The sequence below is a fragment of the Sediminitomix flava genome, assembly GCF_003149185.1.
GTDB classification, from domain to species: Bacteria; Bacteroidota; Bacteroidia; order Cytophagales; family Flammeovirgaceae; genus Sediminitomix; species Sediminitomix flava.
Genome location: NZ_QGDO01000002.1, coordinates 946,586 through 971,525, shown reverse-complemented (window position 1 = coordinate 971,525; position 24,940 = coordinate 946,586). Strand labels below are relative to the sequence as shown.

Below are 24,940 nucleotides of genomic sequence, written 5' to 3'. Positions count from 1 at the left end.
TTATGATTTCTCGTATTCGTAAAAGGAACAATAACAGGATTGAGAAAATGAAGATATAAATACTAAGGTGTGATGCGAAATTGTGTGCAATAGGAGTGTTTATATACTTTATGAAAGCAATACCTATCCATAGGATAAGTCCTATTATGATCAGTGAGAGTAGTATTACTGAAGAAATTTTGAGGGGTTTATTGATTGTGGCTAACTTTTTTAAGCATAAAGTGAATAAATAGGGGATTAGTAAAAGTACAGTTATTATGAGTAGCAGCTGAAGGTTACTAATGACAATAAAGGTATCGTGTAACTGTATATCGAATGAATCACGAAATTGGAATTCGGTTATAAGCTCAAAAATAATGACCACAACTGCGATCAAAAATAGAATCCAATTTACTTCAATTCTACTACTCATATTTTATTAGTCTAAATGAGAGAGATTTAGCTTCCCTTTTTTTATTCTTCTTCAAAATGAAACTAATCAGTAGTTGGTAGAAGGTGACTGATATCTTCTCCTTCATTCCCAATAATAACGAGTACTCCGTTTACATCAACTTTTTCACCTTCACGAACAGACAAGTATAATACTTTTCCATCTTCATAAGACTCTAGCTCCATCGTGGCTTTATCTGTTTCAACTTCTACTAACACATCCCCAGAGTTGATGTAATCTCCAAGTCTCACACACCATTTAGAAACAACTCCAAATTCCATCTTATCTGACATTTTCGGCATTCGGATTACTTGAGCTGGTTCAGTTCTTTTTATGGGTGTAGGCTTACGTTTAGGGGATGATTTTTTGAAAAAATTAAACATATGAGTGGAGAGTTTTTTGTTTTGATCTTTTACCTGTTTGAAAAACTGGTTTGCATTCAATCATGGATGTAGAGAGTTAAAGTTCTTGTGAAACTCGTAAGCCATAAATATTAGAACTTTACTTTTTTATTTCGTCCTATAGCTAGAAAAGCGATTGAACCAATGATTGGTAAGAATATGATTACTAATGCCCAAATCAACTTTTCGTTATTGTCCAAAATCTTTGAATTGATAAGCATTATAATCGCAACGATCCAAAGTAGTGGTGCTCCTAAGAAAGCAATCATTGCTATGAGTAAAAATAAAAGTTCAAAACCTCCGGGTGCGCCAAAAAGTAGTATCATAAGACTATTTATTAAAAAATGAATGGTTTGGTTTATTGATGATAGATTCAACTTTGTAGACTATCATTTATATTTCAAATCTAACTAAAAATCATTCAATTATCCATTGATTTCGTGTAAATTTAATCTTATTATTCAGCTTTTGAATCAATCAAAATATCTTTAAGCATTTCGAAAAGATCACTTTGTTTTTTGTGTGCCACCAAGTAGTAATCTCTGACCGGATAATTGTCGGATTTCCAGATTAATTTCAGTGATTTGTTATTTATAAACTCTTTTGCATTTTCCTCTAGTGTAATACAAACGCCTTGAACCTTTGTCAATTCTTGTAGCATAAAATATTCGTTGGGGATGACGTAGTTTGTAAAGACTTTAGGTCTTTTTTTATTAAAGCAATGAAGCCAAAAGAGTTTAATAAATGGATTTGTAGACATATGAGAAAACCAAGTTTGCTTTTCTAGCCAATGCTGAATTTTCCTTAAATCATTTTGATTTATGTACTCATCTAATTCAGTAGTGTCTAAGTCTGGATGTCCTATAATAACTAATGATGAACTACAAATTTTGTGAGAAATAGTGTCAAATGTTTGAATGTCTTCTCGAATGATTGCAGCATCAATTTCTTGCTCATTCACAAGCCCAAATAATTTTTTATTGTCTTGCTCAAAGTGAATGCTAAGGTGTTTGAACGTATTTAGTTTTGAGGAAAGAAAACTCTTGTAGAGATGTTCGCTGATACCAATAGTGTATAACTTATCTTCTTTTTTGACGGATTTACTGTAACTCGCTTCGGCTTTTTCGAGAGCATCTAATGACTCAATGATAAGATTATTGAGGAACTTGGCATATTCCGTAGGAACGACTCCTTTAGATTTTCTTGTAAATAATTTATGCCCAACAGCAGCTTCAAGCATACTCATTTGATTACTTACAGTGGGTTGTGTCATAAATAACTCATCTGCAGCCTTTGAGTAATTGCGGTGTTTGTATACTGCTTTAAAGGTTCTATACCATTCTAGATTAATCATTGATATTAATTTTTTTATATCATGAGTAAAAATAAACAATTTCATTAAGAGTCATAAGCCCCATACATTTGCTTCATAAACTTTAAAACAAATCATAATGAAAAGAATCGCATTAGTAACAGGAGCAAACAAAGGATTAGGTTTTGAAACAGCTCGTCAATTGGGAGAAAAAGGAATCAAAGTATTGATGGCCTCTAGAAATAAGGAAAGAGGACAGCATGCTGTTGAGAAGTTAAAAGCAGAAGGACTTGATGTGGAATTGGTTCAGTTGGAAGCAACAAATGATGCTGATATTGAAGCACTCAAACAATACATTGAGAGTGCGTATGGTAAGTTGGATATTCTAGTGAACAATGCTGGAATTATGCACAATGATGAGCCCTTAGGTGTCAATACTTCAGAAAGTATTTCGGCAGAAACTTTACAACATACTTTTGATGTCAACTTTTTTAGTGTAGTTCGTTTAACACAAGCGTTATTACCTTTGTTGAAAAAGAGTGAAGCGGGACGAATCATTAACTTGTCAAGTATTCTTGGTTCAAACACCGTACAAAGTGATACAAGTTCTCCATATTATGGAGTAAAGCCTTTTGCTTACAATGCCTCTAAAGCAGCTCTTAACTCATTTACAGTTCATTTGGCAGCATCACTTGAAGGAACTAGTATAAAAGTTAATTCTGCTCACCCAGGATGGGTAAAGACTGATTTGGGTACTGAAGGTGCACCAATGGAAGTTGTAGATGGTGCTAAAACATCTGTAAGTTTATCACTATCTGAGGAAACAGATTTTAGTGGTAAGTTTATCCATATGGGCGAAGAAGTAGCATGGTAAGCTTAGTAAAAAGTACCTCTCTAGTTTTTATTTAAATTGGAGAGGTATTTTTCATTAAACTTTATAGAGTTAAAAATGTGTTTATTCACATTGTTACTCTGTCTTCACCTTATACCTTATAAGTCTTTTTTCAAGTAGAATAGGTAAGTTTAGAGCAGTACAAGATTCAAGGACTTTTCCTACATTTTTAGCATAGTAGCAATTGTTATAGACAGGACTTTGAGTTCCTAAAGTAAAATCTAGAGTGGTACCCTTGTAATTCAAGGTTTCAAACTCTCCTGCTGGAACAATGACTTGACTTTCTAAGTCATCCATTTGATAAGTAGTAACAAAAATAGTGTCCCCTTGGTAGGTTTCAACAAATGAATCGAGTGCATCAGTAAAGTTAGTAGCAGAGAATCTGATTCTCCCTTTATCATTTACCAAATAACTAGCGGAGTCTCTTAGAATATCAATAATTCCCCAATGCTCTTCATTATTAAAAAAGGAATAGTTTCCTTCTAATACAAAGTACTGAAGTCCATTAATAAGTGTATCTCTACTGATAATTACACTGTCAAGTTGATTTCGCCTTATTTCATTGCCTAAAGAATCAATCTGATAGTGTTCGTATACCCAATAATTCCCGATTGCAAGTGGAAAATAGTTTCCTAGGGAAGGTGAAGTTAAACTTGAATCATCCTTGTCGCAAGAAAATAAAAGAGTGAATACTAGTCCTATAAGAAATAATTTTCTCATTTTTTAAATACTTAAATGTTTAACAATTGGTTTAAAAAAGAGTAAATGTTATTCTCATAGGCATTTAGTGTCGTTTCTTTTAAGTGTGATAAGTTGATTAATATAGCTATGATCTATTTTTTAGAATCTATTTAAAATCCGTCTTTCTATATTTTAGTTTGAATATAATCAATATTTATTAAAGAAACGATTTATCTGAATTAAAGTATGTTATTAAACTTATGAGAGGGCATATGAATATATATTTTAACTTGGGGAATCTTAGCAGGTTATTTGATTTAAAACAGGCTAAGTGCTATTTAGCATTATATATCCCAATAATGCTCTCGACTATATTCAATAACTTCCTTTTCTGATACTAGAGGACGCCAATTAGTATCTTTTTCAAATCCATCATTGTCTATTTCATGAAAATCAACTTCTTCAGATTCTTCATAGGTACAAAATAGTTCTAATTGCTGATACCTAAGGTATTCCGCTTCTGTTTCAAATTCATCCTCTAAATCATGATTAAAACGTTCAGTATGGCAGGATAAACATTTTTGATCATTCATCGATATACTTCCACACACTTGACAGCTCTCTAAATTACTATAAGTCCACTCTAAGAAGTCTGGTATTTTGGAAGATTTTAGTTTTGAGCTTGGTATCTTTTTAAGGAATAAATACCAGCCAGAGTACTCATTATTTATTTCTACTTTTTTTCTATTCAAAAAACGAATACAAACTAAATTTTCTTTCTCTAATTCTATATCTAAAATATCACTCCAATAAATCCGATTTTCTTTTTCATTATTCATTAAAGAAAATCCATGATCGTTTATGTTGGAAATCTGTTGATGGTTAAGAAGGTCTTTTGTCAAAATTAATAGTTGTAGAGTCATTATTTTCCATAGAATAATTGCAGGAGGAATACCAACTAAACTGCCAATTAAAAAGTCGATCCAATTTTTATTGGTGATGGCAAAGATCATTATTAGTAGCCCACAAAATGGTAGTGATATAAGGAGTGGAATGATAATATTTGATTGGAAGCTGTTACTATAAGGAACCTTTATCGTTTTCATTTTCTCTGTTTAGAATCTATAAATCAATTATGTTGTAGTTTTAGTGAAATAGCTTCTTAAGCTGGTATTTTGTTTTCAAGTCTTGTATTTGATCAAAGGAGAGGTTTTCATCTAGTAAGTATGATCGATTCATTTTTCGGTATACTCGTACTTTAAATTTTATACTGTAAAGCATTTTAATGAACTCATCTAGTTCTATTATTTGATATTCATTTTCTAGTAGGATTCTAACTTTTATTTTTTGATTGTTTTGGACAAAGGTTATAAAATTTTTAGTGCCATCAGAGGAACTTCTTCCTTCAATTTCACCCCTAAAGTAGTTTATATCAAAGGTAATGTCATTGATGTCGTCAATGAAAATTTGCTTTCCATTTATATAAATACAATCATGTGTTAGTTCTAGTTGACCAATAGTTTTACTTGTATTAAACCATAGGGTATATGAGTTTATAACTATTAAAGCAACAGATATTAGAAAGATAGATGCAGTGATTAATTCGAATTGATGAGAAGATTCTCCAAACCAAATTTCTATCTTATGACCCATGAAAGCGCAAAAAATACAGTTTAAAAAGCTAATCAGACATACTACTTGTAGAGCAGTAAATTTTAAATCGACTTCTTTTTCTATTATTTGTAGCTGCATTTGAGATGTTGATTTTTTAAAGTCCCAATTCTTCCATTTTAGCTTTCTCATAACGGCTATCTTCAGCAGGATACCTTAGTTCTTTTTCATATTTTCCTGATTCTTTTGCTAATGCCCAAATCAGACTTTCTCCTGCGGGAAGGTTATTTGGTAAACGATTATAGATCGAATCTTCAAAGGCTTCGTGAGCACTGATCACTTCCCAACCATTCTTCTTAAAACTTGTAATCAGTGTGTCTAAGAAAAGTGCGGATGTGAGGTTATGATGGAGTAGGAGATTGTGTTTTACTTTTCGGTCAGTCAATTTTGTCGCTAGCGAATCGTAGTAATTAGCTCTATCAAGTAGATGTTGCACATAAAAGTCTTTGTATCCACTGACATCAGCTGTCGAATCTTGTTTTAGCGTTTTCAACAGTTTACTATTTACATACCAATCTGAAGCATCTACTGTTACATAGCCCATTTTATAATTCTGAGCAGAAAGGAATTCTCTAAAACCATCTCTTTTTTCAATTGTATTTCCCTCTTTGAGATATGGAAAGCGAAATAGCGGTATGAAATTCGAGTACTTTTTGACAATAGAGTCATTCTTGATAAGCTCTTGCTTGAAATCATTTAGTGAGATTTTATCACTGTGGTAGTATGGATGATTGTAGGTGTGATTTCCAATTTTATGTCCATCATCATTCCACGAAGACAAAATGTATTCACCTTTTTCACCTTTCAGAAAAGAACCCGCAGGGAAAAGTACAGCCTTAATCTTGTGTTTGTCTAGTGTTGTTAGGATTTGTTCATTCCATTCTTTCAATGTGTATCCTGGCATATCCCGAATAGATCCATCATCAAAAGTGAAAGAGATGATAGGCTTTTCAGTTTTAGAATTTTCTACGTTCTGAAGATTATGAGAAGTACAGCCGATTAATAAAATGAAGATAAAAAATAAAGAAATACGCATCTGTTGGTTCTGTTAAAGCTAGTCTTTTACGAAAGTGTTTTTCTAAGCAAAAAGTGTACTTAAAGTCTGTACTCAATCTATACTTCTTACAAAATCAAAGTGCTTTTTCTTAAATTTAATTATTGATAAAACTAAAAAAGCACCGAGCCATTGCCCGATGCTTTATGGTATTTTTATATTGAATCGAATCTTATCGTTTCACTATCTATTAGAATTCTTGAGCACCGAAGATACTCTTAATGAATTTCCCTTTGTTCTTGTTATTACTATTTAGGGTGTAACTAATGTTTAGCATTAGCATGTCTACTTCATAAACATAATTTGTAGTGGTGTAGAACTCTCCCTCTCTCCACGTAGAAATACGTTGCTCGTTTGTATTTAGCAATCCTAAATCCATATTCAGCCACTGGAAGGTAGCTGTCAGTCGATTATTCATGAAGCTCTTTTTCACCGTCAAATTAGGTGAATAGAACCTAGAATCTTCACCTTGTGCAGTAATACGATCAGAGATATAGTTAATAGCCCATTGTACACTTAGCGTAGGGCTAAGGTCAAATGTTGTATTTGCATTGATTGAATAAACCATCGTTGAAGAGTTGATAGGATCGTTGTCATATTCTCCATCAATTTTATACTGATACATGTTTACACCAGCATACACATTCCACCATCGAGTAGGATTAACATCTGCACTTAGTTCAAGTCCGTAAGCATTAGCAACTCCAACATTTGAATAGATACGGTCAAGAATAGAGTCATTATATACTCGATTTACACGGTTGACTAAGTTTTGAACATGACGGTAATAAGCTGTTGCAGAAAGCGTGTGATCACCTATATTTTTCACAACACCCAATTCTACCAAGTCAATAAACTCAGGTAAAAGCTCTGCATCACCTTGTTCTAATGTTTCAGAATGTTCTCTTTCACGGAAAGGATTCATTTTAAAAGTAGTCGTACGTTGTACCCTTTTACTGTATGCTCCTTTGATCTTAAAGTTATCGCTAGCAGCATATTGTAAATTTGCAGATGGGAAAAGCTTCAAGTAATCTTCATAAAGGGTTTCGTTTCTTGTTTCGGCCTCATCAGCAAGCTCAAGTTTACGATCCATATGCTCTAACCTCAGTCCTGCACCGTAGGTCCACTGTCCTTTTTTACCCGAAAGTTGTGCATAACCTGAGTGAAGAATTCTCTCTAGATTTACTGTACTTGTATATTCTGGTACAGTTTCGAACTCTCCTGTTTCTAGGTTTCTCTCTTTGTATTCGAAATCTCCTTTATGGTCTAAGTGTCTGAACTGATATCCCATTTCAATCTGACCAATTGGTAATGGTTTCAATTGATAATCCAACTGGAAGCGCATCCCATGTAACGGATTTGTGTTATCATTGAACTGATCTTGAACAACATTTGTGTAACCATCACCATCTAAGTTTAGGTTGGTAGTAGGGCCACCTAGCATTGTGTATTCATACAGAAATGATGTTGATATCCTTGATTCATTACCAAATTTGTGACTGTAGTCAAAAGAACCCAAAGCAAAATCACCTGTACGGATACGAAGGTTTTCGTTATAATATTGGTATGGTTCTCTTACGATATCACCAGCAGCATTGGTTTTGACATTATTGTAATATTCAATGTCTGCTCTACGTTCTTTATTTCTTTTTCCACCAAAGAAAGATAAATTGAAATTATCATTTTTAGTTGGTTCAAAACCTAAAGTGAAACGACCTGAGTAGTTTTCTTCATCAAAACTACGCTCACCATCTGAAGGGAATGATGTTTTAATACCTTCTTCATTGATCGTCCAAACATCACCTTCTCTACGTCCTGATTTATCGCTACGTTGGTAGCTAGCTCCCAATGAAATGTCCCATTTTCCTTTCTTTTGGTTGAAAGTAAAGTCGGCACCATAACGTTGAGCAGCTTCTTTATTGTCATAATCTTCAATACTTGGCAAACCAATTCTTGTGTTGATTTGAGCAAAAGTACCTTCCATTGCTTCTTTAGAAGTGACGATATTGATTAATCCACCCTTTCCTTCTGGGTCATATTTTGCAGATGGAGCAGTCACTAGTTCAACGTTTTTAATTGCGTTAGCTGGTAATTGCCCTAAGATTATACTCGGATCGCCTTGAACGGGCTTTCCATTGATCAAAACAACAAAGCCATTGGCTCCACGTGCTGAAATCTCACCATTTGCATTTACAGTGACCGAAGGAAGGTTTTTCAACACATCAACAGCACTACCTCCTTGGCTTGATTGAAAATTATCCGACTCGAAAACCTGTCGGTCAATTTTGTGCATGGCAGTTACTTTCTTTCCACTAACCTCAACTTCATCCAATAATTTTTCATTTGGAATCATGCTGATATTTCCAAGCTCTAAGGTTTCTCCTTTTTGGATTTTCAGTTCGTTTAGTTGTTTAGTCTCGAAGCCCATAAATTGAGCGGTCAAGTAATAGTTTCCAGTTTTTAATTTCGAAAAGCTAAAGCTTCCATCACTTTTTGTGATCGCTCCTGTAACCAAACTGCTATCGTTTGATGTATAAAGTGCTACCGAAACAAATTCAATGGCAGCATTCTCACTTGCATCTACTACTTTACCTGTAATTCTTCCCTGAGCAAAAATAAACTGTCCTAAAAAACAGAATAATAGGGTAGTGAATAATTTGTTCATTTTTTAGTTTTCTCGAAAAAGAAAGTAATATTCCTTTGTTTAACAATTGGTTTTGTGTGTGATATAGCGGTAATCTACGACAGTATATTTAGCCTAAAATTCCTTAGTTTATCTTTTACTAAACTTGATTATTCTCTATGTTATCTGAGGTTAATCAGTTGAAGCGTTATTCTCCTTTTCGTGTTTCATAAAAGTCATTGAATCATAAATAGGCTAAGATATTTATGTGAATCTAGCTGTAAAGGCTTTTGTTCTGTTTAAGATTACACAAATATAAATCTGTGTGAAGATCTATTTATGGTACAAATCGTTTTATTTATGGTATAAATGAATATCACGTACCTATTTCTTAAGATTTCCCCCTGTTCTTTTGGTGTGGAAACTCTCAATTCAGAATATTCTAGGTGTTTAATGGCTTAATCAATGACATCTTCTTTTGTATTAACATTGTAAAAATCATCCACTAGAAATTTTTTTGATACCTTTGCAGCATGAATACATTCGATGACTTTAAGATTAAAAAACAATTACGATATGCTCTGACAGATTTAGGTCTAGAGCAACCAACACCAATCCAAGAAGCTTCTTACTCAACGATTCTTGGAGGCGCTGATTTTGTAGGGATTGCCCAAACAGGTACGGGTAAAACCATTGCTTATTTGCTTCCGATGTTACAGGAATTGAAATACTCTGATCAACCCAATCCGAGAGTATTGATTTTAGCACCTACGCGAGAGTTGGTTATCCAGATTGTAGAGCAAATCGAGAAACTAACCGAATATATTGACGTTCGTGTTGTTGGAGTTTATGGAGGTAGTAATAATATGAACAGACAGAAGCAAGCCGTTGCTGAAGGTGTTGATATTATAGTGGGTACGCCAAGACGATTGTATGATCTTGCACTTACGAATGTATTACGATTGAAGTCTATCAAGAAGCTGATTATTGATGAAGCCGATGTGATGCTTGACTTTGGTTACAAAACTCAACTCAGACAAATTTTTGAATACTTGCCAGAAAAACGTCAGAACGTTCTTTTCTCGGCAACGATGACTACTTATGTAGATAGCTTAATCGATGATTTTCTAGTAAATCCTGTCCGAAAAACAATAGCTGTAAGCGGTACGCCAGTAGAAACGATTCAGCAAGAAGTATATGAAGTTCCGAACTTTAATACAAAAGCGAATCTTCTGAACTACTTGTTAGAAGACAGAGAAAAACATCATAAGGTTCTAATTTTTGTAGGGAGCAAAGTTATTGCAGATAAACTTGCTGAAACCTTGAATTTCCTTTCAGAGATTTCAGTGATTCACTCTAGTAAGGAACAGAACCACCGTATCAAATCTATCGAGAAGTTTGAGGATGGAACGAGCAGAATTCTGATTGCAACAGATGTAATTGCTCGTGGTATTGATATCGAGAATATCAGTACAGTAATCAGTTTTGACACACCTTTCTACCCAGAAAACTATATCCACAGAATCGGACGTACAGGTAGAGCACAGCAAGAAGGACGTTCAATTCTTTTCTTCAATGAAAAAGAACGAGAACTGAAGGATGCGATTGAGGCTTTGATGAATTATGAAATTCCGTTACAAGAATTTCCAGAGCAGGTGGAGGTTTCATTCCAATTGATTCCTGAAGAAAAGGAAAAACCGAAAGATTTTGACGACGAGCCGTCTCCACACAAGAAAATTGATTTAGAAGCGGGAGCAGCTTTCCACGAGAAGAAACCAAAGAATAATCGTGAGAAGCAAGAGAAGAAAAGTTATAAACAGAAACTTCAAGAACGCTACAAAAAGCCAATTAAACGTGGTGACAAGATTCAGAATATGAAGAAACGTAAGAATAAAAAAAGGTGGTAATATCTACTAAATATATTGAGACAATTATAAGTCAAAAAGAATGATTTTTGGTTTATGATTGTCTCAATTTTTTTAAACCCATTATATCTTTTTAAGCTGACCAACAGTTATTTGGAATGACTATTCTACAAATTCAATCCGTAAACAATTATTAGACAACATTAAGACCCAAGAGGATTCGATTCTAATATATTTGTAATTGTGTTACTATATTGATTTATAGGAGTATATCTCATTTGAAATTATGAATGTGTTCATAAATCCTAAGGAATGACTTTAGGCTGAAACAGGATTATTTTAAATGTTGAATGACTTTACTATGATAAAATTATAGGGGTGTTTGATTTATGACTAACGGTGTGTATCTAACGGAATATAAGATTCTAAGCTATCGACTTATTTATTGTGTCAATGACTTAAGACTTTTCAATTTAAAAAGTCTAGTGGGCATTTTTGGACTTTTGGTTTCACTGCTTTCATCTTGTCATAAAGAAGTTGATCATACACCTGTTATTTATACAGATTATACTGTGCTCGAAGATTGGGGGATAATTGCACTCAAAGGTGTTGATGATTGGGATAATAATGAACTAAGGCTTATAAAAGTAGAATACATAAGAAGAAATGGAGATGTCCGAATGACTTGGACACTTAGGGCTTTTAATGATCTGATTATATTTGAAGGCTATATGTTCAAACGATTTATCTATTATGCTTATCGGCATCAATGTGAATATATTCGGATAGGAGATAAGATTTTAGCCATAGAAGATATTATTTCTAAGCATTTGGAGATTGATATGATTGATTAGTGAAGCAGTACATTATTGTTATAGAGTTCATTTTTACATAAAAAAATCCACTTTCTAGTCTGATCTTAGAAAGTGGATTTTTTCTTCTCTAAATAACTATACTTACTAGTTAAGTGTCAACTTATTGTTGTAGTGCGTCTTTATTGAGAGGTACTTCCAAGACCATAAAGTTAAGACTCCCTGCTCCGAGAATTGCACCATAAAAATACTTATCGCCTCTCTTGAAACAAGTTTCAGCAAAAATTTCACGATCTCCTCGTGTTAGCCTTTCACGAATAGTTTTTAGAGCACCATTAAAATCTTCTTCTAAATCTTTTCGGATATGCGCTAAGGTTTTGGTGTCAAGAACTGTTTTCAGCACTTTAATTTTTTGAGTCTTCTCTTTTTTCAGCACAGAAGAAAGGTCAGGCCAATCTAATGGATTTCCTAAAGCTGAAAAACCAAATGCTGGCGGAACTGTTGGGACTCTAAGTTGCGGAGAGGGCATATAAGAATAAGGTATATGTGAGAGGAACCAAAAATGATCTTGGTAGGATTCAGTATTCCCAACTTGAATCTCATAAGTATCACCCACTCGCATAGCAACAAGATTTAATGGACCACCTTTTATTAGACTATTGAATAGTCTTTTGGAGCTTTTTAGATATGTACTTGGGTTTTGCTCAATATTATTTGCAATCTCTATTTCAGTTCCTTTCTCTAATAGGTATTCTTTTAAAAGTTTCTGATTGTTCAGGTCAAAGATACTCAGTTGAACCTTATCTTTCATTTTACTGACTTGCATGTACTTATCATCTATGATAAATGATGTCATACTGTAAAATTTTTTCGATAGTTTTTCATTTGAAAAGACAGGTAATTGTTTGACTGTATGATCATCAATAGAAATGTCATAAACAAATGTCTTGTTATTATAATCACTCCTAGATACGTCAAAAGTCATATACCATTTTTTTCCATTCAAAAATAGTTTAAATGCTCTGTCGGTAGTCATAGGGTTCACTATTTCATCATGATCTACTATGGCTAAATCATGGTGAATATATTTAGCAAATAAGGTATTACCTTCTGGTTTATAAAACAGGTGACTGTTGATTGAAGAAGAATTAAAGCTAATGATCTTTTCAGCGTCTTGTGCTTCAGAAAATTGGTAAATATGAATGCTTTGTGCTTTTCTATTTCCTGTAATGGCATATAGTTCGTTTTGATAACAGATGAAATCGAATAGCTGCTCATTATTATCAATTTGCCATTCTTTATATGAAATTTCTGATTTGATCTCATTCGCTTCTTTGATACACTTTATTAAGCCGAGTTTGTAAGTTCGAGTTTTAGTATCCTCAACCTTTTTCTTCTCACCACTAATCTCTTTAAACACTAAAGTATATGCATTATCCCTTTTCAAAAAGCCCACGTAAGACTCAAAGGCTTTATTAGCAGCAACCGTTCTAAAGGTTGCGTTTGTCTCTCCTAGGAAAAGATGATGGCTATTTTTTTGAGTGAAAAGAAAGTTATTAACAGTGTCTTCAGAACTCATCAGTGGATGTACTCTGATCTGATCTGTGAGGTTGGCTTTAAATGAAGTTTCTAGATTATATCTTTCATTTTGAGCTTGTGTTGCGAAGGTGAAACTTAAGATTAGTAGCGTAGTAAAAAAATACTTCATTGGTGTAACACTTTTAGTTTAATGTTATAAGTATACAGAAATTTAATAGATGAGACTAATTTAAACTACATGATTTTATTAGAGAGGTAAAGTTGTTGGTATTTAGATGATTGTAGCTATTTGAATTTTGTTTATGTAGTCTTTAAATCCTTGATAGAATTACTTTTTGAAAGTATGAATTTTAATTAAGTCATTAAATAATAGAAAAATAATAGTATTTTATACACTAAACCAAAAACAACGATATACCAATGATACAGTCTTACAAGCAAAAACATGAATTAGCAGCCCATTACGATGCAATTTTGATAGGTTCTGGAATAGGTTCTTTGGCTACGGCTGTGTGTCTTTCCAAAGAAGGTAAAAGAGTACTTGTACTTGAAAGGCACTATACGGCAGGAGGCTACACGCACGTATTCAAAAGGAGAGGTTATGAGTGGGATGTCGGAATTCATTATATCGGAGAGATGGGACGTGAAAGGGGAGTGCTCAAGCAGCTTTTTGACTATATCACGGATGCAGAATTGAAATGGGCAGACATGGGAGAGGTGTATGACCGAATTGTGATTGGTGAGAATACTTACGATTTCCCGAAAGGAGTACAGAATTTTAAAGATCAAATGAAAGGCTACTTCCCCGAAGAAGCCGATGCCATAGATAAATATGTTGATCTAGTTTTTGAAGCGAGCAGAGCAAGCAGAGAATTTTATGCAGAGAAAGCGATGCCCAACTACATCAAATGGGCTGTGAGTAATAAAATGCGTAAAGCATATTTGAAGTTTGCAAGCAGAACAACTTTGGATGTTTTACAAGAGTTGACCTCTAATGAGCAGCTGATAAAAGTACTGACAGGGCAATATGGAGATTATGGTTTGCCTCCTTCAAAAAGTAGTTTTGCGATGCATGCTTCAGTAGCGAAGCATTATTTTCATGGCGGATTTTTTCCTGTAGGAGGTTCGTCTCAGATCGCGGATAATGTTGCTCCAATTTTAGAGCGAAGTGGAAGTATGATCTTGACCAATGCAGAGGTAGAAGAGATTATTGTTGAAAATGGGAAAGCTACAGGTGTGAAAATGGCAGATGGTAAAAATATTCATGCAGACCTAATCGTGAGTGGAACAGGAATTATCAATACCTATACAAAGCTACTTCCTTCGGAGCTTGTGAGAAAGCATAAAATGGATGAACATCTTCAAAAAGTGAAGCCATCGGCAGCTCATGTTTGTTTGTATATTGGGCTAAACGGGACTCCACAAGAGTTGAAATTGCCAAAAGCCAATTATTGGATTTATCCATCGGACTTGAATCATGATGCAAGTATTGAGCGTTTCCAAAAAGATATAGATACAGAATTTCCTGTAGTTTATATTTCGTTTCCATCTGCCAAAGACCCAAGTTGGTCGGAAAGATATCCGAATAAAAGTACAGTAGATATTATCACCGTTATGCCTTATGAGATTTTCCAAGAATGGGAAGATACCAAATGGAAAAAACGAGGTGATGGTTATGAAGCATTGAAAGAAAAGTTTGCTCAAAGGTTGTTGGAAGTTCTGTATGAAAAAGAGCCTCAGCTCAGAGGAAAAGTAGATTATTACGAACTATCAACGCCTGTTTCTACCAAGCATTTTATGAATTATGCACAAGGAGAATTGTATGGTATTGATCATGACCCAGAACGTTATGAGCAGAAGTTTTTGCAACCTCGAACTGAAATAAAAAACCTTTATTTGACGGGGCAAGATATTGTAACTGCAGGAGTAGGAGGAGCACTTTTTGCAGGATTTATCACAGCTTCTGCAATCTTGAAGAAAAATATCATTGAGAAGATTATGAAAGAAGTCCTTTCGGGACAGATTAGTTAATATTTATTCAAACAAAAAATCCCTTCTTAGCCTAACTAGGAAGGGATTTTTTTGAATTCACTAAACTCTGTTACTGTAACAGGTTTCCAATTTTGATATCAAAGTAGAACATTCGAGGAGTTATCGGGCCATAGACAAATGCTGCGTCTTTATCGATACCACTCACAAAGCTTTCTTGCATCTGATTGAAGATGTTATTCACACCTAAACCAAGTTGGATTTTAGTGTCCTTTGTCAGTTTTGTGATATAAGAAACTTTAAACCCAAGATCGAAAAAGCTTTCTGTTTCAATCAATGTTTCTTCGGTGGTTAACTCTCCATCAATAAATCCGCCAGGGATATATGGAGCATACATTTTTCCTGTATAAACTCCTGTAAGAGAAGCAGTCCATTGATTCGAAATATTATAATTAGTTGTGATTGAGCCATACTGATTTGGCGTTCTTAAAATAAATTTTGAAGTACTAGAATCCTCATCTCCCCATTGATTTTCTTCTTCATAACTAGAAGATTGAATTGTATAAGCACCTTGTACATTAAAGAATTCGGAAGGAGCGACTTTAGCTTCAAAATTAAAACCTTCTACAACGGCATCTGAAGTTGAATTCCTCTTGAAAAGTATAAGAGTGCCATCTTCCATGTAGTCGAATTGGTTATCGAATCTATTCTTGATACGTGTATGAAAACCTTCAGTCAATAAATAAACTTGAGTACCACCAATCGTTTTATCCAAATCCCAAGCAAGGTTAAAAGAGATCGAATTTTCAGCTTCTAGGTTCGGATCAAGAATAGTTCTGACACCTTGACCGCTAGAAACCTCAATATGTAAATCTTCTGAGAACATCTGTGGAGCACGGAAACCTGTGGCAAAACCGGCTCTTATTTGCATGTCTTCTGAGAGTTTGTATTTCATATTTACCCTTGGATTGAAAGCAGGTAAAGACTTATTATTTTCAGGGTTTTGAAGGTCTTTGATGTCAACATAATCGAGTCTAGCTCCTAAAAGTACCGATAGACGATCCGCTTTCCATTCATTCTGAGCAAATACAGCATAGGTATTAGAAACTTGATCAGATATAGTTACATCATCGGTTTGTCTGTTTTCTTCCTCATCAAAATAAGACAATTTTTTATCATTGATCTGATCATGAATATATTCCATACCTGCTACAAAGAAGTTTTCACCTCCGAAGAATTCTCCCAAATCAAGATTCAATTGTGAACCTCCTACAATTGTAGAACCAGTCGTCAGTCCGTATCCATCGGGTGTTTGATGTGCTCCATAGTAGCTGTCTCGGTGTACATATTGAGTACTGAAATAGTTGTTGAGGTGTATTTTTTTGTTTGTGCTAAACCAATCGTGTTCTAAGCTGGCACTACCAATATGCATATCTATGGTTTCTGTAAGGTCAGCTTCATGTGGTTCTAAATCGAGTTTGTTACCACCTCTTCTTTCATCTTTGGTGTATTTTAAGTCCAATGAAAGTTTATGTTGTTCGTTTAGTTTTTGATAAATCTTTGAGCCAAATGAATATGTTGAAAGTGCTGTCAGTTCTGAAAAATCATCTTTTATAGGATTGCCGTAAGGATTACCATCTTCATCTATCAAGTAATAAACATCCTCTGGATTTGCATTCCAAGCATCTCGCTGTCTGAAAGAACCATAGATATATGCGGAAGTTTTCTCATTGTTAGAAATGAGTGAAGAATTGAAATAGACATTGTAGTCATTGGATTTACCATCTATAGTCGAAAAGCTACTCCCTACTTCAAAAGCATTAAACTCAGGAGATTTGGTCAAGATATTAACTGTTCCTCCGATGGCATTAGCACCGTACAAAACTGATCCACCACCACGAACAACTTCTACTTGTTCTACCATAGAAACAGGAATTTGTTCTAAGCCATAAACACCAATCAGCCCATTAAACAAAGGACGACTATCGATCAGAATCTGTGTATAAGGCCCTTCCAAACCATTCAAACGAAGTTGAGTAGCACCACAGTTACCACATGTATTTTCAACCCTTGAACCCGAAATAAAATTTAGACCTTCTGAAGCCACTTTAAAGTTGGAAGAGGCAAATAATTCTTTCCCGACTACATTGACTACGGCAGGGGTTTCTTTTCTGTTTTGCGCTCTACGGCTACTTGAGACAATGACTTCATTTAACTCTAATAAATCCTTTTTGAGATTGAAATGTAATTCTCCAGACTTATCAGCCGTAATGTGTTTTACAATAGACTGATAGCCTACCATTGAGATTTCTATTTTGTATTCTTTCCCTTTTTCAAGTTCAAGTACAAAATGCCCTGTATCATCAGAGTGTGTTCCTAGCTGACCTTCATTTATGGAAACTGAAGCAAAAGCAATATGCTCTTTCCCACTCGTGATATGTCCTTTGATTTTTATAGGTGATTTTTCTCCAAATGCAGTTAGCGAAATGAGTAAAAAAAGTAAGAGCTGATAAAATCTCATCTTTAATTTGATTTAGATTAATTCTTGATAGCGCAAACTTAGAATCTATCTAAATAATAAATATTGATCAATGCATTAGTTGAAAAGTGACTTAGGTCATATTTATAATGTCGTCTATTTGTTTTAGTGGTACTATTTTATTTTTAGTGAAGGTCTAGGTGTAGTTTTTTAAGCATCATCATTTTGGAGCCAAAGAATTGCATCGGCTTCTTCTGTAAATACTTTTACATCTATACCTCGATTGGAGGCTACTGTTTTCCCAAATTTTCTAAGTTCTATATTCTTATCATGTAATAGGTAGGCAAGTTTGAGGTACTGATTTAGCTGTAGAATTTCTTTAGCAATGTAGTCTCCATAAGAGTACGAGATCATAGGAGAATTGTGCAAATCTTGAATCTCTCGACAATCAAATAGTACTTTTGTGGTCTGTTTTTCTTTTAATTTCTGGATGGCTTCTTTAAATAAACTTTGCGCCTTCTCGAATGCATATTTCCCTTTTACATTTACGATAAGGTATTCGTGTTGAAAGTGATACTCTTGCTGCATTTCATGATGAAGAGAAAAGCATTTTTTATCACCTAAATGATGAGATAGATTTTTATACATTTTAGTAGTTTTTGAGTGAGAGAGTATTCGGTATTCTTTCTATTTTTTGGAATTTGAGCACTGTTCTTCTTTACAAATTTCTTTAAACTCTGAGGGTGTAATACCCGTTTTTTGTTTAAAAATTCTGTAGAATGTTGCCTTAGATTTGAAACCAGATTTTTCTGCGATATACCCTATTTTGTAGTCTTGGTAGGACTCATCGAGCAATAGATGTTTTGCCTCTTCAATCCTGTAATCATTAATGACATCATAGAATTTTTTACCAAACGAATAGTTGAGTACAAAAGACATATGATTTCTATGGAAGCCAACCTCATTGGCAAGTTCGGGCAAAGTTAGTTGTACGTTTAAATAAGGCTTTTCCTTTTCCAGATATGTTTTGACATCCTCTATTTCTTTTTGGAGTTTTTCATCTACAATTGGTTTGGAACTGTCTTTAAGGTCTTCATTCACCTCTCCTAAGCTCATTTCAATATGTTCTTCTATGGCTTGAATTTCTTCTGCAATAGGTTTTTCTAGGTGGTGTAATGACCTAAACACTTCGGGTTGTTTTAGGGCATAGTAACTCATAAAATAAATAACGACCACAATTGATAGATACACCAAATGATAAATTAGACTGGCTTGTTCTTGACTGTCAAAGAGCAGGAAAATTACACCAGTACTACCAAATAGCCATATTATGATGTTTACCCAAATCAAGATTTTTAACCATTTGAATGTAATAAGTTCAACATCTGAGACTAGGCTTTTTATGCTCCGATTGAATTGTTTAAGTAAACGAAGGCTCGCAAATGAGTAAATAATACATTGAAGTACTGCCGAGATGTTGTAAATGATATCAATGGAGTCATTATATGTAGCTAGAAATTCGGGTTGATTTTCTAAAATGACCAAACGTTTTATTTCGGCGGTTTGGATATAAAATGGAATACTTGCAAGAATGTAAACAAGGCTAGGTAAGAAGTGTAGTAAGTCACTTTTCTTAAACCCTTTTTCATTATTCGTAATATGTTTGATATATAAGTATAAGGGTGGGAAAAAGGCAGGAATAAAGATTGATCCTATCTTGAAAAGATGTGGATAGGAGTACCAAAATTCATCAGATTGGAGTGAGAAAGTAAGACAACAGATAGACCAAGAAAAAGTCATGATAGACAGAATTCTGTTAGGTGTCTTGTTCTTTTTACTAACGAATAAGAAAAAAGTCATGATGAGGGCTTGGAATGCACCCACTAAAAGTAATAACTGGTAAAGAGTCATTGTTAGATTATTCTGTGTGCTGATTGAGTAATTTGTGGTGTTGTGATAAAAAAGAGTAAAAGAAAATCGATCCTTATTTATACCAAAAACTTGAACTTCCGTTCCTATTCTAATTTCTAAACTTAAATAGGTGGTGTTTTAATGTTTTGAAATTCAATGTTTTATAATTTTATTTTTGTACAAATGCTTAACTCTGAATTCTTTAGCTATGTTTAGGTGAAATTGTATTTTTATTAGACTTTTTTGTTAATGCCTACCTCAGACATTTTAAAAATGAATAGAGACAAAATATGGTTTACAGAATATTGTAAGCTTCGTGTAATGCAGCCATACTTCCTTTGCAGTTTAGCGGCACGAAAAAGTCGATATTATGAAAGGTAAAAGTCATTTTTACTTCAGGCATTGTGCGGATAGAAGTTAAAAATCGATCCATACTCAGAAGTAACTTATTCAGATATAGCCTTTTTTTACTTTCATCAATACGGCTTGCATAGAGGTTTATATTTTTTCCATTTACAGATCGAAACCTTAGTTTGTAATTATAGACAGAGCCTTCAAAGTCTAGTGGAATATTGGATTTTTGATCCCAATACATCAAGTAAATTTCACCAGATTGGTCAAGAAATAAACCAATTAGAAGCTGTTGTTCATGTGAATGGTATTTACTTTTTAACTCGCCTATATAAACTGCTGATTTATAACTTTTATCGGAGTCATCATTTTTCGTTGTCCAAACGCTCCATTTATTTTGTCCTAATACTGAAATAGGAAGTAAGATCAGATGAAGTAAAATTAATCCCCTTTTCATGATTTTTAATTTGACATTAAGATGTTGATAAGTCACCCTAATTCAATAGAAGACTCTCCTCAAATATGCAGAGGAAAGCCCTACTATTGAAGGTGGTTTCTCTACGTTTATCAATGTTTATGTAGTGTATATTACCTCTTATTGTTTGCTAGTTATATTCTGATACCAATCATGGTAATGTCATCTCTTTGCGGTTGGTTACCTCTGTGTTTATCCAACTCTTGAATGAAATATTCACGTTGAAACTCTTCATCTTTTTTGTAAACTCTTTGAATGAGTTGTTTAAGTCTTGATGAACCGAATTTTTCTCTGTGGCTATTATTCTGATCTTGATAACCATCTGTTCCTAGGTATAACATATCATCTGTCTGTAATTGAATTTGATGATTTGTGAATGGTCTGATCTCTTTATTTTTTCGTTTTCGACCACCAATAGCTCTTCGATCACCTTTTAGTTCGAAGAATTGATCATCTTTTACATAGAAAATCGTACTCTTAGAACCTGAATAAGTGATCTGATAATTGTGTGAATCAAGTGGCTCGAACAGACAAAGATTTACATCCATACCGTCATCGTTACTCCCATCTTCTTGCTTGAGTGCTGTTATTAGTTTTTTATCCAACTCATCCAAAATGATGGCAGGGTCTACTATTTTTCGCTGATAGATAAGCTCCGATAGTATTTGATGTCCGACCATAGAAACAAAAGCTCCGGGAACTCCATGTCCTGTACAATCTACTACAGCTACGATTTTCTTTCCATCTTCATGCTTTGACATCCAATAGAAATCTCCAGAGACAATGTCTTTGGCTTTAAAGAGCACAAAATGGTGATCAAATACCGCCTTACGGTTTTTCAATGAAGGCAGTATTGAACGATGGATAGTTTCAGCATAGGTGATACTTTTCATCGTTTGAGCATATTGCCTGTCTAGTTCGCTCGCTTTTTCTTCTAGCGTTTGTTTTGCTTTTTCCAGCTCATTATAATTTAGTTTGAGCTGATGTTGCATATCCTCCAAAGCTTGATTTTGTGTTTGGAGCTGTTGATGGTTTATTGCTTGATGTGTTGTTTGGTAAGCAACCGTAATTAGTGAAGCAAGTCCTTTAAGGAGGTTTACTTCTTCTTCACTCCATTTTCGGAATTCATATTTTTGAGAAACACCAATCAGACCAGCTACTTGTCCATCTAGCAAATAAGGAATATCAATGATCGATTGAATTTGATGTTCTTTGAGCTTATCCATCATTTCAGATAATCGGTCATCTTCAAAAACATTTTCCACTTCAATGATCGATTCTTCCGAAATAGCTTGAAAATAATCGGGATACTCTGATGAACTTAGGTCTTTTACTTTCAAAAATTGATTATGCTCTCGGTCATAATATTTGGCATTTACGAGTAATTCTTCACCATCAATTTGTTGGTATTTCCAAATTCCAATTTCATGTAATTTCAGACGCTTTGCACAAGCTCGAGTGAGTTCTTCTAAAAACTGTTCCCATTTTCCAGCCTTTATAAATCGACTTTTATTCAAACGCATGAGCCATTGGTTATTTTCTTCCATGACTACTTTTCGATGTACTTCTTTTTCTCGGTTTTTAGCAAGTGAGAGAACATCTACAGCAGATTTCATAAAGGAAAGATCTTCTTCTGCCCAAGCTCCTTGGTCTTTATTTCTTTCAAGCAATAAAATACCATCAACTTCTTTTCCGTCATAGGTCATGAGAGCCACACAGTCATGGATTTCATTTGGAATTAGTCGTTTCAAAATAATTTCTTGAAGCTCATTTCTTTCGTCTGAATCTTTGAACAAGACCATTGACTCACGAAGAATTAATTTCATGAAATCAGAGCCTTTAGGAATTTCGATAAGTTCTCCATCCGATAGGCTGAAATCGTATGACTTGAAGCTAAGTGTGTTTTCTAGAATAATATTGTTGTCTGTCTCATCGGTATGTTTCAGCGACCATGCAGAAACAGAGTTCATATCTACGGTTTTTGCAATGGTGGTCACGATTACTTCAACCGATCGGGTATAGTCTCCTGCCAACACATGTTTATTTTTTGACAGGCTCATCAGAATTTGTGTGAATCTCGAAATTTTCTGGTTTCGTTTCTCCGTCAGCTTTTGCGTCTTTTCTATAAAGTCCCTTTGTGTATTGGTCTCTTCCATATTCTGACGCAGTTCCTCTTGTATGGTTAACATTTGATCATTTGTGGCTTGAAGTTCTTTATTTTTGACTTCCATAGTTTTCTGCATCTCTTTTATATTCGAGATATCCACAACTATTCCTAAATGATTTTCTTCTCCATTGAAACGAATGTTACGCATATAGCCAAGTGAGGAGAGCAAAGAACCATCGTTGTGTACTGCCTTGAATTCAAAATCACTTACCTCCCCGTCTTGTGCGAATATTTCGGCAACTTTCTGATGGTCTTTAATCTCTCCATAAAAGTCTGCAACAGGCTGTCCAAGCATGGTGTCAGTTGTCGCAAACGTCTGATTGGCAATTGAATTGGTTTTTAAAATTTTCCCCGATCTAGGATCCGATATGACTAATGGTATTGGGATTGCATCAAAGATTCCTTGTAGGTCACGTTCTTGTTCAGCTAGTCTTTCCTGTGTCGTACTGATTTCCTCTAAGTTTTGTCTCAGCTCTTCTTCAATTGTGAGCATTTCATCATTTTTCTCTTGTAGACGTTTGTTGGTCTCTTCAACTTCAGCTTGCATTTCTTTAAGCTTTGAAATATCGACAACACAGGCTAATGAATTTGTTGAGCCATTAAATCGGATTTTTCGTAAATACCCTAATGAAGTAAGTGTAAGTCCGTCTTTGGTTGAAGTCTCAAATTCAAAATCATTGACTTCACCTCTTTGGGTTATAATTTCCTCTACCTTTTCTAGATCTTCTGTATTTTTATAGAAATCAATAACGTTTTGATTCGTCATATTTCCATATGTTTCAATGGCTACTTTATTAGTCTTGATAATCTGTCCACTCGATGGATCGGAAATGACTAACGCAATAGGTATAGCATCAAATATTTCCTGTAAATCACGTTCCTGTTCTGTTATACGTTCTTGAGTCGTACTGATTTCCTCTATATTTTGGCGTAATTCTTCTTGGACAGTCAGCATTTCATCATTTTGTTCTTGTAGCAGACGATTTTTAATACTGATATCTGCCTGCATTTCTTTGATCTGAGTGATGTCGACTACACAACCTAAAAACCTTGTCTCGTCATTGAATCGAATACCTCTCATGTACCCCAATGAGGTTAAGGTTTGACCTTCCTTTCCTTTGGTTTGAAATTCGAAATCATTGACTTCTCCTTTTTCAGCTACAATTTCACCTACTCTCTCTAAATCTTTCGGATTGCTATAGAAGTCGATCACATTTTGATTGATCATTGTTCCATAGATTTCAGTGGCAATCTTATTCGTTTTAATGATTTGTCCACTTGTTTGATCAGAAATGACTAGCGCAATAGGTATAGCATCAAATATTTCTTGTAGGTCACGCTCTTGACTTGCTAAACGTTCTTGAGTAGCACTGATTTCTTCAATATTCTGACGAAGCTCTTCTTCAGTAGTCATCATAAGTTCATTGGTTCTTTGTAAGCTAAGATGAACTTTTTCAATATGATTTTTAGAAATAAGAAGAGTTACAACCACTAAAAATATAGCATTGAAGGGATTGACTGAAAATAGATAGCTAATCTCAGTACTTAAATTTTGATGTTGAATACCTATCCCGATAATATTTAAGAAAGTATCAAGGAATAATACTCCACTGATTTGAATGCCTAATGATGTGTAAAAAAGCTTCTTTTCTTTAGTATTAGAAAAGAGCATCATACTAACTGTGATCAGTCCTAAAAATATGAATTTTGGATAGCTAAAAGAAAGGATATCAACGGATGTTCCAAGACTTTTAGCTTGCGTTAAACTTAAGACTCTTTGCGCTACTAATACAATAGAAACGGTATTGACTACTAGAAATTTATAGAGCGTATATTTTCCTTTTTTCGGCAGATAATTTATTACTGAAAAAATGAAGATCATTACAGCTACTAAAAATACCTTATTCATATTTCCATGAAATAGGAAAAGACCGAATAGGTAAAAAGAAAAGCAAAGCAATACGATATTTAATGTACTCGCAATGTTCATTGAGAGTTTGAGTTCTTTTGGAATATTATTCAAAACGCTTGAGCTTTGAACTCGATCTATAAAGTTGATGATGCCCTTAATCATGATTTCTATCTTTTAAAGATTCTTCGAGTGTCCTTACGTTTAGTGTGTATGTACCTATGTCTCTATTTTTAGGTAATAGAAACTTTGGTACTCTAAGAAATAAAATGATTTACTAATTAATAGCTAACGGAAATAATCACTGTTTTCAGGTTGACATAGTCTTATACTATACAAGCACCACTTTTTATTCTAGATGCGAGTTTTGTTTACCTCG

18 protein-coding genes are annotated in these 24,940 nt (G+C 34.2%); 4 read left to right on the top strand and 14 right to left on the bottom strand.

The features are described 5' to 3' along the window. Positions 1–474: 474 nt before the first annotated feature. The 3 genes from BC781_RS11060 to BC781_RS11050 form a co-directional block, all read right to left on the bottom strand. The gene (locus BC781_RS11060; protein WP_109617547.1) at positions 475–813 is read right to left on the bottom strand and encodes a biotin/lipoyl-containing protein; all 339 of its coding nucleotides are present in this window, start codon (positions 811–813) and stop codon (positions 475–477) included. 110 nt (positions 814–923) lie between these two features. Further along, entirely contained in the window at positions 924–1,157 is a 234-nt protein-coding gene (locus BC781_RS11055) for a PLDc N-terminal domain-containing protein (protein ID WP_109617544.1), read from the bottom strand. Between the two features lie 131 nt (positions 1,158–1,288). After that, a complete protein-coding gene (locus BC781_RS11050; RefSeq protein WP_158281445.1) occupies positions 1,289–2,185 on the bottom strand; it encodes a LysR family transcriptional regulator in 897 nt (298 codons plus the stop codon). A gap of 97 nt (positions 2,186–2,282) precedes the next feature. On the opposite strand from BC781_RS11050, the gene BC781_RS11045 reads away from it, so the two are divergent. Further along, a complete protein-coding gene (locus BC781_RS11045; RefSeq protein WP_109617541.1) occupies positions 2,283–3,017 on the top strand; it encodes an SDR family oxidoreductase in 735 nt (244 codons plus the stop codon). A gap of 93 nt (positions 3,018–3,110) precedes the next feature. On the opposite strand, the gene BC781_RS11040 is transcribed toward BC781_RS11045, so the two are convergent. The 5 genes from BC781_RS11040 to BC781_RS11020 all read right to left on the bottom strand — a co-directional run bounded on the left by BC781_RS11040 (position 3,111) and on the right by BC781_RS11020 (position 9,106). Further along, entirely contained in the window at positions 3,111–3,755 is a 645-nt protein-coding gene (locus tag BC781_RS11040; RefSeq protein WP_109617539.1) for a hypothetical protein, read from the bottom strand. 305 nt (positions 3,756–4,060) lie between these two features. After that, a complete protein-coding gene (locus BC781_RS11035) occupies positions 4,061–4,822 on the bottom strand; it encodes a hypothetical protein (RefSeq protein ID WP_109617536.1) in 762 nt (253 codons plus the stop codon). Between the two features lie 40 nt (positions 4,823–4,862). Then, positions 4,863–5,519, bottom strand: a complete 657-nt coding sequence (locus BC781_RS11030) for a hypothetical protein (protein WP_109617535.1) — start codon at positions 5,517–5,519, stop codon at positions 4,863–4,865. Continuing rightward, a complete protein-coding gene (locus tag BC781_RS11025; RefSeq protein ID WP_109617532.1) occupies positions 5,485–6,423 on the bottom strand; it encodes a polysaccharide deacetylase family protein in 939 nt (312 codons plus the stop codon). Before BC781_RS11025 ends, BC781_RS11030 begins: the two co-directional genes overlap by 35 nt. A 208-nt stretch (positions 6,424–6,631) precedes the next feature. Further along, complete coding sequence (locus BC781_RS11020; RefSeq protein ID WP_109617530.1) at positions 6,632–9,106, bottom strand: outer membrane beta-barrel family protein; 2,475 nt, start codon at positions 9,104–9,106, stop codon at positions 6,632–6,634. Positions 9,107–9,597: 491 nt separating this feature from the next. Here BC781_RS11020 and BC781_RS11015 point away from each other — a divergent pair, with 491 nt between their 5' ends. Continuing rightward, on the top strand, positions 9,598–10,971 hold the full coding sequence (locus BC781_RS11015; protein ID WP_109617529.1) for a DEAD/DEAH box helicase: 1,374 nt from the start codon (positions 9,598–9,600) through the stop codon (positions 10,969–10,971). Between the two features lie 347 nt (positions 10,972–11,318). Continuing rightward, positions 11,319–11,783 carry a hypothetical protein gene (locus BC781_RS11010; RefSeq protein ID WP_109617527.1) on the top strand — a complete coding sequence of 155 codons (465 nt, stop codon included), beginning with the start codon at positions 11,319–11,321 and terminating at the stop codon, positions 11,781–11,783. A 121-nt stretch (positions 11,784–11,904) separates the two neighbouring features. Here BC781_RS11010 and BC781_RS11005 read toward each other — a convergent pair whose 3' ends face one another. Beyond that, positions 11,905–13,449, bottom strand: a complete 1,545-nt coding sequence (locus tag BC781_RS11005) for a hypothetical protein (RefSeq protein ID WP_109617525.1) — start codon at positions 13,447–13,449, stop codon at positions 11,905–11,907. 251 nt (positions 13,450–13,700) lie between these two features. Here BC781_RS11005 and BC781_RS11000 point away from each other — a divergent pair, with 251 nt between their 5' ends. Next, on the top strand, positions 13,701–15,311 hold the full coding sequence (locus tag BC781_RS11000) for a phytoene desaturase family protein (protein WP_109617523.1): 1,611 nt from the start codon (positions 13,701–13,703) through the stop codon (positions 15,309–15,311). A gap of 70 nt (positions 15,312–15,381) precedes the next feature. Here BC781_RS11000 and BC781_RS10995 read toward each other — a convergent pair whose 3' ends face one another. From BC781_RS10995 to BC781_RS10975, 5 genes are all read right to left on the bottom strand, one after another. Then, a complete protein-coding gene (locus BC781_RS10995; RefSeq protein ID WP_109617521.1) occupies positions 15,382–17,790 on the bottom strand; it encodes a TonB-dependent receptor in 2,409 nt (802 codons plus the stop codon). A 168-nt stretch (positions 17,791–17,958) separates the two neighbouring features. Next, positions 17,959–18,396, bottom strand: a complete 438-nt coding sequence (locus BC781_RS10990) for an STAS/SEC14 domain-containing protein (protein WP_109617519.1) — start codon at positions 18,394–18,396, stop codon at positions 17,959–17,961. A gap of 39 nt (positions 18,397–18,435) precedes the next feature. Beyond that, positions 18,436–19,659 carry a helix-turn-helix domain-containing protein gene (locus BC781_RS10985; protein ID WP_109617517.1) on the bottom strand — a complete coding sequence of 408 codons (1,224 nt, stop codon included), beginning with the start codon at positions 19,657–19,659 and terminating at the stop codon, positions 18,436–18,438. Between the two features lie 295 nt (positions 19,660–19,954). Beyond that, positions 19,955–20,467: a hypothetical protein gene (locus tag BC781_RS10980; RefSeq protein ID WP_109617515.1), complete on the bottom strand. Its 513-nt coding sequence runs from the start codon at positions 20,465–20,467 to the stop codon at positions 19,955–19,957. Positions 20,468–20,619: 152 nt separating this feature from the next. Then, complete coding sequence (locus tag BC781_RS10975; protein WP_109617513.1) at positions 20,620–24,726, bottom strand: SpoIIE family protein phosphatase; 4,107 nt, start codon at positions 24,724–24,726, stop codon at positions 20,620–20,622. Between the last annotated feature and the right edge of the window lie 214 nt (positions 24,727–24,940).